We start from the raw sequence: 8191 nt of genomic DNA on the forward strand, positions 1-8191 counted from the left end.
TTCGAGGCAATCATATGATCACGAATATGGAAACCGACCCCTTCAACGTCTCCATGCGCAAGTTCCTCAAGCAGGTCGGGGTGACCTCGCAACAGGCGATAGAGAAGGCAGTGGAGCAAAAAGGTCTGAAAGGACAAGGGAAGCTGATCGTCAAGGCCGTCATCACGTCGGAGGCCGCCGGCCTGAATCATGTCGTGGAAGGCGAGATCGATCTGGGATGAGCCAGCGGATGCTGCTTTGCCCTTTCGACCGAAAGTTGCACGCATTTTAACGGTTCCGATGCTCAGTCAAGGTGTTCGAGCATCCTTTGTCCATTCTCTCAAGAACGCGTAAGCGCTCTACTTGAAGAACCGGATCCGGCCGGCCGGGCTTGTATCATACCCGGTAAGCTCGACGGCGCGGTCGGTAAAAACCTTTTGCGGCAAGAAACCTAACAGCGCCTGGACGGAGGGCTGAAAATAGGTTCGCTGACGCATGAGCAGGTCGAAATTTTCCCACAGCAGCGGCAGGAATTCCAGGCCAGCGGTGCGAGCGGCGGCGCGTGTGGCAATGCCGCAATCCGCCTGGCCGCTCCGCACGGCGGATGCAAGATCGGGACCGGTCAGGCAGGGCGGCTCCAGTCGATTGAGGTCGCTGTGTTTCGCGCCTAAATCTGCCAGCAACCGAGCAAGCAGCATATCCGCTCCGGCACCGCGTTGACGAACGGCCATCCTCGCACCACTCGTCAGGACGTCATTGAGACCGTTCAGCGATTTGGGATTGCCCGGCTCCAGCAATAGACCTTGCTCGCGGCGGACGAAGCCGACCAGCACCGCATCGCTTAGCCGTAGCATGGCGGCTACCGCATCGACATTTGCATCGGCCACCGTGCCATGGAAATGGATGGCAGCGGCCGCGACCTCTCCGCGCAGCAGCCGCGCGACACCGTCTTCAGTGCCTTCCGCCAATGTGGCAAGCCCCGAGCCTGACTGACGCAGGCTCCATTCCAGCAGGTCATCCTGGCTCCCCCCCACGATAGGTGGCAGTTCGAGCGATATCATTCCCGCCGGCTGCACGAGCCCCGAAAGGACCCAGCGGTCGAGTTCGTGCTGTGGGAATAGCCATTTGCCTGCCACCTTGCTGCACGGGATACGCTCCTTCGAAATCAACTCGTAAATCTTACGCTCTCCCAAGCGAAGATAGTCAGCAGCCTCGGATGTGGTCAGCAGGATCATCCTGCATTTTTATGCATATTTGCGCGATTGTTCAATAATTTGACATCCAGGAAAAAAAAGCCGGAAATTACGGCAAGGGAAGATGCCTCATGTCGGAAACACTCACTGCATGGCAGCTTATCGCATCCGGAGATGCCACCCTATTTGCGATCGTCGGCCTGTCGCTGGCCGTCAGCCTGACGGCTGTCGTGGCTGCGGGGGTTATCGGTTTTCCGCTTGGTGCCATTCTCGCGCTGACCCGCTTCCCCGGCCGCACGGCAATGGTCGTGGTGTTGAACGGTTTCATGGGCTTGCCGCCGGTTGTCGTCGGTTTGAGCGTCTACCTGCTGCTATCGCGGTCGGGGCCGCTGGGAGAACTCGGTCTCCTCTTTACGCCGATCGCCATGGTTATCGCGCAGGCATTTCTGGTGCTGCCCATCATTGCCGCGCTGACGCGCCAGACAGTTGAGGATCTTTGGCTCGAATATCGCGAGGAGTTGGGCGCCATGGGGGTCGGCTGGGCCAGCAGGGTTGCGACACTTTTGTGGGACAGCCGCTTCAGCCTCGTTACCGTCTTGCTTGCAGGCTTCGGCAGGGCCGCGGCCGAAGTCGGCACGGTGATGATCGTCGGCGGCAATATCGATGGCTTCACCCGGACTATGACCACCACGATTGCTCTGGAAACCTCAAAGGGAAATATTGCCCTTGCGATCGGGCTTGGCATCATCCTTATTCTCCTCATTCTGCTGGTAAATGCCACTGCCTGGGGCGTGCGGGTATGGGCCGTGGAAAGGGCCGGTTAGAATGCGCGCTGCTGCAAGCAATCTTCCCCTTATCTTCGATGACGTATCGCTGAGCGCCGGTGCGACGACCATACTCGACCGAATAAGCCTGACGATCGGGCTGGGAGCGCCGACGTTTGTTCTTGGCCCCAATGGGGCGGGCAAGACCTCGCTGTTGCGGCTGTGCATGGGCTTGCTTGGCCCGTCGCGGGGGGTCGTGAGCTGGGGTGGCCGGATCGATGCCGGCCCCGAACGCCGAGCGATCCTGTTTCAGAAGCCCGTGATGTTGCGGCGCTCGGTTGCCGCGAATGTTGCGTATGGACTTGCTCACGCCGGTTGCCCGCGCGGCCTGCGTGCCCAGCGCACCGAGGAATTGCTCGACAGTGTTGACCTGAGTGCGCTGGCTTCGAGGCCTGCGCGCCGTTTGTCGGGCGGTGAGCAGCAAAGACTGGCGCTCGCGCGTGCTCTGGCGCGCCAGCCGGAAATTCTCCTGCTCGATGAACCGACCGCAAGCCTTGATCCGGCGGCAACGCGCTTCGTGGAGGAAATCATCCTTGCGACGGCCCATTCGGGCACCAAGATCATCATGGCTTCACACGATCTGGGCCAGGTGCGCAGACTTGCCGGAGATGTCGTGTTCCTGGCCCATGGCCGTCTCTTCGAGCATGCCAATGCTAGGGATTTTTTCGATCGTCCAGCCACGCCGCAGGCTGCGGCCTTTATACGCGGCGATCTCGTCCTTTGATCGACAGAACGGAGATTGAAAATGCCGACCCGCCGATTGTTCTCTGTGGGAATGCTTCTGATCCTGGCCGGCGTGACGCCGGCCCACGCCCAAACCCGGTCGATCGTCGTTGCATCGACGACTTCTACCCAGGACACGGGCCTGTTCGATTATATTCTTCCGCTGTTCGAGAGAGAGACTGGGATCGATGTCAAGGTCGTGGCGCAGGGCACCGGCCAGGCACTCGACACCGGACGCCGTGGCGATGCCGACGTGGTCTTCGTTCATGCCGAAGCACAGGAAGAGAAGTTCATTCAGGAGGGCTTCGGAGTGAAGCGTTCCGACGTGATGTACAATGATTTTGTGTTGATTGGCCCGAAAAGTGATCCCGCCAGCGTCAGTGGAATGACGGATATCGCGGCGGCCCTAGTTTCGATCGAAGTAAGCAAAGCGCCATTTGTCTCACGCGGTGACCGGTCAGGCACCCATTTTATGGAACTCAGGCTATGGAAGGACGCGGGCGTCGATATCGAGGTTGCAAAGGGCCGGTGGTACAAGGACATCGGACAGGGGATGGGAGCGGCGCTCAACACCGCATCTGCCATGAATGCCTACGTCCTTTCCGATCGCGGCACTTGGCTGTCGTTCAGGAACCGCGGTGATCTTGCCATTTCCGTCGAGGGCGACAAGCGGCTGTTCAACCAGTATGGCGTCATGCTGGTGAACCCGGAAAAACACCCCGATGTCAAGGCGGAGCTGGGCCAGATATTCATCGACTGGTTGCTTGCGCCTGAGGGCCAGAAGGCGATCGGTGAGTACAAGATCGATGGCCAGCAACTCTTCTTTCCAAATGCGAGCGGACAGCGCATCTGAGGTCTGTTGCCAAGGTGCCCGCATCTGTCCCATTATCGGGCGATGATGACAGTGCATCCTCCGACGAGCGCCCTGATAAGCCTGGAAGTGGCGCTTGCGGCGCTTCTCAGTGGTTTGATGCCTATCGCTCCCCGGTCGGAGCCGCTTGACCGGGCGCTTGGTCGTGTCGCCGCGGCGATGCCGGCTGCCTTGCCGGCACTGCCGTTGCGAGACGTTGCGACAATTGATGGCTGGGCGTGTTGTTCACTCGACCTCGTGGGAGCGTCCGCCTACTCACCTCTGGCGCTTTCGACGGCCCCGGTCCGGGTGGAAGTGGGCGACGTCATGCCGACTGGATCGGACTGTGTGTTGCAAGCCGATCTGATCGATTGCAGCAGCCCAATCGTTTTTGCCGTCGGCGAGGCTGCTCCCGGTCAGGGCGTGCGCCGGGTGGGGGAGGACATGACCGCACATCGACCCCCGGTTCTCGAAGGCGGGATAGTCGGCGCCGCGGACCTGCTGATCGCTCGCAAAGCAGGGTTGAGCCAGATTCCCGTACGCAGCCCGCGCGTGCGTGTGATCGATGTCGCTTCCGTAAACCATGAGACGTTCTCGACGCGCCTCGTTGCCGAATGTGTGATGACCTCGAATGCGACGATCGCCGCGATAGAGACCGCGCACCGTGATGCAGCTTCGATCGCAGCCGCTCTTGCCGGCGAGGTTTGCGATTTGCTTCTCCTGGTCGGAGGCACTGGTGCTGGCCGCCTTGATGCGACTGCCGAGGCCCTGACGCTTTCCAACGCGTTGATTGCGCATCGTATCGCCATGCGGCCTGGCGATACTACGGCGATCGGCCGGCTTGGCAGTACGCCGCTGGTCGCTTTGGCCGGGGCGCCTGACCATGTCTTTGCCGGCTTTCTTGCATTGGTCCAGCCGATCCTGGACCGTTTATCAGGCCGCTCGAAGCGGATTGGTACAACCTTGCCGCTCTCGCGAAAGATTGCGTCGAAGGTCGGGCTCAGTGAGATTGTCCTGCTAGGCAGAGAGCAGGCCATGTGGACGCCGCTTGCGGTTGGTAATTTTTCACTGGAGGCCATGCGGCTTGCCGATGCCTGGCTGGCAGTGCCGGGCGATAGTGAGGGATATGACGTCGGCACGTCCGTCACAGCGATGCCTCTTCGCAATGTGAACTGAGCAGCCTCATGATGAAGTCTCCTTCTTCGATCCCGCAAAACACCGCCCAGAAGCAATTTCTGACGATACTGTCACGTGAGGAGGCCCTGGCCCGTTTCGAAGCAGCGCTGTTTCCCTGGTCGGTGCCGACTGAAAAGAGGAGTTTAGCCGAGGCGCTCGGGCTGGCTCTTGCAGAAGACGTCGCGGCGCAGGTCGACATTCCACCTTTCGACCGTTCCAATGTCGATGGGTTTGCGGTACGGGCAGCAGATCTGGTTGCCGCCTCTGACCTACAGCCTGTTCGATTGATACTGAACAGGGAAACGATTGCCTGCGGCAGCGTCCCGCAACTTGCGGTACTGCCCGGGACCGCTACAGCCATCGCCACGGGGGGGCCTCTGCCACGCGGTGCGGACGCGATCGTCATGGTGGAATATACTCAGCCAGCCGAGGGTGGGGCCATCGAAGTGCGGCGTGCTGTCTCGCCGGGGCAGTTCGTCTCCACCGCCGGATCGGACATGGCGCGAGGAGAGGTCGTGTTGCGGGCTGGATCGGTGATCGGCGCGCGTGAGATCGGGATACTCGCAGCCTGCGGAACCCCGGAGGTAACGGTGGCCCGCAAACTCCGCGTAGCTGTTCTGTCCACGGGTGATGAGCTCGTGCAACCGGGCGAACCGCTGCAGCCGGCCGGCATTTACGACGCCAATGGGCCGATCGTTAGTGCGGCGGTCACCGAAAACGGGGGCGAGGCCCATTTTTTGGGCGCGTTTCCAGACGACGAAGCCAGGCTCGAGACCGCGATGCGTGAGGCGCTCGCCTCCCATGACGTTCTGATTTTGTCTGGAGGTACTTCCAAGGGTGCGGGAGATGTCAGCTACCGTATTATTGGCCGCCTCGGAAAACCGGGCATCATTGCTCATGGTGTTGCGCTTAAGCCTGGAAAGCCGCTCTGTTTGGCGGTATGCGGCGGCAAGCCGGTTATCATCTTGCCAGGGTTCCCGACCTCGGCCATGTTCACCTTCCACGATATGGTGGTGCCCATCCTGCGGCGCATGGCGGGGCTGCCGCCGCGCGTTGATGCGCAGACGAGTGCGCAGCTTCCGTTCCGCGTTCCGTCCGAACTGGGGCGCACCGAGTTTGTCATGGTCTCGCTGGTGCAGGGGCGGGACGGACTGATGGCCTATGCGACCGGCAAGGGCTCGGGAGCGATTACCGCCTTCGCCCAGGCTGATGGCTTTATCCGCATTGACGCCTTCGCCGACCAACTGCCAGCGGGCGCACAAGTGCCGGTGACGCTGTTCACGCCGCAGGTCAGGGTGCCCGACCTCGTTGTGATCGGCAGTCACTGCACAGGCCTTGATCTTGTCGTGGGCAAGATCGCGCGCCAAGGGATTTCGGTGCGATCGTTGGCCGTCGGAAGCCTGGGCGGTCTTGCAGCCGCTAAACGCTGTGAGTGCGACCTTGCGCCGATCCATCTTTTCGACCCTCAGACACAAGTCTACAACACGCCGTTCCTTAGCGAGGGTATCGAGCTCGTGCCGGGCTGGCGGCGCATACAAGGCATCGTGTTCCGCCGCGGTGACGCGCGCTTCGAAGGCCGCAATGCGCCAGAGGCGGTGGAGGCTGCTCTGGCTGATCCCGAATGCATGATGGTCAATCGAAACCAGGGTGCCGGTACGCGCATCCTGATCGACCAATTGCTCGGCCAGACGCGCCCAGATGGCTACTGGAACCAACCTCGCTCACACAATGCAGTCGCCGCCGCTGTCGTACAGAAACGCGCCGACTGGGGCGTCACGATCGGGCCGGTCGCGCGCGCGGCTGGCTTGGGTTTCATACCGCTGACGCAAGAGCACTTTGATTTCGCGCTAGTTACGGACCGGAAGGAGCGGGTGGCAGTTCAGGCATTCCTTGCCGCCCTGATGTCGCCTGATATGCAGGACGCGCTGGAGCGGGCGGGATTCAGTCGAGCTCGCTGATGGACCAGTGGCCTAGGAACGGATTTGCGTTTCCTGAGAAGAGGTAACACTGTATCGCATGGCTGCGCGAGGCTCGCCTAGCTCGGGTGAAGGGTAGGGCATCAGCTACTTTCCCGCAAACCTGCCATGAAGACTTCGGCCGGTGTGCGGTAGCCCAGGCACTTGCGCGGCAGCGAGTTCGTGTGATGGGCAAGGGCGACCAGCTGCTGCTGGTTGACGGCAGATAGATTCGTATCGCTTGGCACAAAGCGGCGGATGCGCTTGTTGGCGTTCTCGACGGCGCCTTTCTGCCAAGGTGCATTCGGATCCCAGAACCAGCTCCTGGCGCCGAGTCCATCTTCCATTGCGCTTCAGCTCACGATAGATCGTTGATCGATGCCGACCGAGTTGGCGGGCGATCTCACCGACAGGAATCTTGCGTTCCATGAGCTGATGCAGACGTCGGCGATCGGAAAGGGTGAGCTGCGAATAGCAGAGCGACATCCAAAAATCTCCAAGAGGCAAGCCATTGTTCTCATCGCTTGAAAATTGAGTATACAACTGGGAGAATCTAATCCAAGTGCAACATTGACGGGTGAAGAGTAGGGCACTACGCGCATTCGCGCAAATGCGCCATGAAGACCTCGGTGGGCGTTCGATAGCCCAAGCACTTGCGCGGGAGCGCATTCATATGTTGGGCGAGGGCGACGAGCTGTTGCTGACTGACAGCGGAGAGATCGGTATGGCCAGGCATGAAGCGGCGGATGCGCTTGTTGGTGTTTTCCACGGCACCTTTCTGCCAAGGCGCACTGGGGTCGCAGAACCAGCTCCGCGCGCCGATGCCCTCTTCCAAAGCCCTGAATCCGGCAAACTCCGTGCCGCGATCAAAGGTGAAGCTCTGCCGGGCAAAGGCTGGCAAGGGAGAGAACGTTTCGATGATCTTGTCCATAATCGGTCGTGAATGCCGGCTGTGGTTCTTGATCATGACGGTGTAGCGGCTCTTGCGTTCAACCAAGGACGTGACGTTGGCGTTGCCCAAGTCACGCTGGAAGATCAACAAGTCGCCTTCCCAGTGACCGAACTGCGAACGATTACCAATGAAATCAGGACGTTGCGATATCCTGCAGGCAGCAGGAAAAGTGCCGTCGCGGGGTTTCCTCGAGCCGCGGGGGCGGCGTTTGCGGCGGCCTTCCGCCAGATGCTGATGGAGTTCCAGCGCCTGATCTTCCTTGCCATAGATGAAGCGATAGATCGTCTCGGTGCAGACCCGCACGGCGCTCACGCCATCGGCGAGCAGACGACCGGCAATCTGTTCCGGTGACCAAAGTGCCTTCAGCTGCTCGATCACCAGTTCGCGCAATTGCGGGTGCCGCACAAGCTTCCTCAAACGCTGCCGCCGCTCTTTGCGGATATCGTCAGCAACGGTCGGGAAGTAACCGCTATAGTCGGGCAGCTCGCGATCGTGGAAGGTGTTGCGCCTGATCTCACGGTAAATCGTCGATCGATGAC

Annotated in this window: 8 protein-coding genes and 2 pseudogenes; 6 read left to right on the forward strand and 4 right to left on the reverse strand. The window is 60.6% G+C overall.

The genetic code is table 11. From position 1 onward, the window contains the following. The first annotated feature begins 14 nt into the window (after window positions 1-14). Window positions 15-221 carry a DUF6494 family protein gene (locus tag ACTJKL_RS27235; RefSeq protein WP_018099301.1) on the forward strand — a complete coding sequence of 69 codons (207 nt, stop codon included), beginning with the start codon at window positions 15-17 and terminating at the stop codon, window positions 219-221. Between the two features lie 117 nt (window positions 222-338). Here the strand turns inward: ACTJKL_RS27235 and ACTJKL_RS27240 are convergent, their stop codons facing one another. Beyond that, window positions 339-1214, reverse strand: a complete 876-nt coding sequence (locus ACTJKL_RS27240; protein WP_440854285.1) for a substrate-binding domain-containing protein — start codon at window positions 1212-1214, stop codon at window positions 339-341. Window positions 1215-1303: 89 nt separating this feature from the next. Between ACTJKL_RS27240 and ACTJKL_RS27245 the strand changes: the two genes are divergently transcribed. The 5 genes from ACTJKL_RS27245 to ACTJKL_RS27265 are packed head-to-tail and all read left to right on the forward strand — an operon-like array spanning window position 1304 to window position 6703. Next, window positions 1304-1996 (forward strand): ABC transporter permease, encoded by a 693-nt coding sequence (locus tag ACTJKL_RS27245; RefSeq protein ID WP_440854286.1) that lies wholly within the window; start codon window positions 1304-1306, stop codon window positions 1994-1996. 1 nt (window position 1997) lies between these two features. Further along, a complete protein-coding gene (locus tag ACTJKL_RS27250) occupies window positions 1998-2720 on the forward strand; it encodes an ATP-binding cassette domain-containing protein (protein ID WP_018099304.1) in 723 nt (240 codons plus the stop codon). Between the two features lie 21 nt (window positions 2721-2741). Beyond that, window positions 2742-3572 (forward strand): ABC transporter substrate-binding protein, encoded by an 831-nt coding sequence (locus tag ACTJKL_RS27255; RefSeq protein WP_440854287.1) that lies wholly within the window; start codon window positions 2742-2744, stop codon window positions 3570-3572. 45 nt (window positions 3573-3617) lie between these two features. Next, the gene (locus ACTJKL_RS27260) at window positions 3618-4745 is read left to right on the forward strand and encodes a molybdopterin-binding protein (RefSeq protein WP_440854288.1); all 1128 of its coding nucleotides are present in this window, start codon (window positions 3618-3620) and stop codon (window positions 4743-4745) included. A gap of 8 nt (window positions 4746-4753) precedes the next feature. Next, window positions 4754-6703 (forward strand): molybdopterin biosynthesis protein, encoded by a 1950-nt coding sequence (locus tag ACTJKL_RS27265; RefSeq protein ID WP_440854289.1) that lies wholly within the window; start codon window positions 4754-4756, stop codon window positions 6701-6703. A gap of 101 nt (window positions 6704-6804) precedes the next feature. On the opposite strand, the pseudogene ACTJKL_RS27270 reads toward ACTJKL_RS27265, so the two are convergent. From ACTJKL_RS27270 to ACTJKL_RS27280, 3 genes and pseudogenes are all read right to left on the reverse strand, one after another. After that, window positions 6805-7050 (reverse strand): annotated as a pseudogene (locus tag ACTJKL_RS27270) (transposase); the annotation flags it as partial. A gap of 49 nt (window positions 7051-7099) precedes the next feature. Further along, window positions 7100-7369 (reverse strand): annotated as a pseudogene (locus ACTJKL_RS27275) (hypothetical protein); the annotation flags it as partial. Continuing rightward, on the reverse strand, window positions 7293-8191 hold an 899-nt coding region (locus tag ACTJKL_RS27280), incomplete at its 5' end, for an IS30 family transposase (protein WP_440854290.1). The gene ACTJKL_RS27280 and the pseudogene ACTJKL_RS27275, both read right to left, overlap by 77 nt.

Source organism: Sinorhizobium sp. 22678, assembly GCF_052044265.1.
Taxonomy (GTDB): Bacteria; Pseudomonadota; Alphaproteobacteria; order Rhizobiales; family Rhizobiaceae; genus Sinorhizobium; species Sinorhizobium meliloti_A.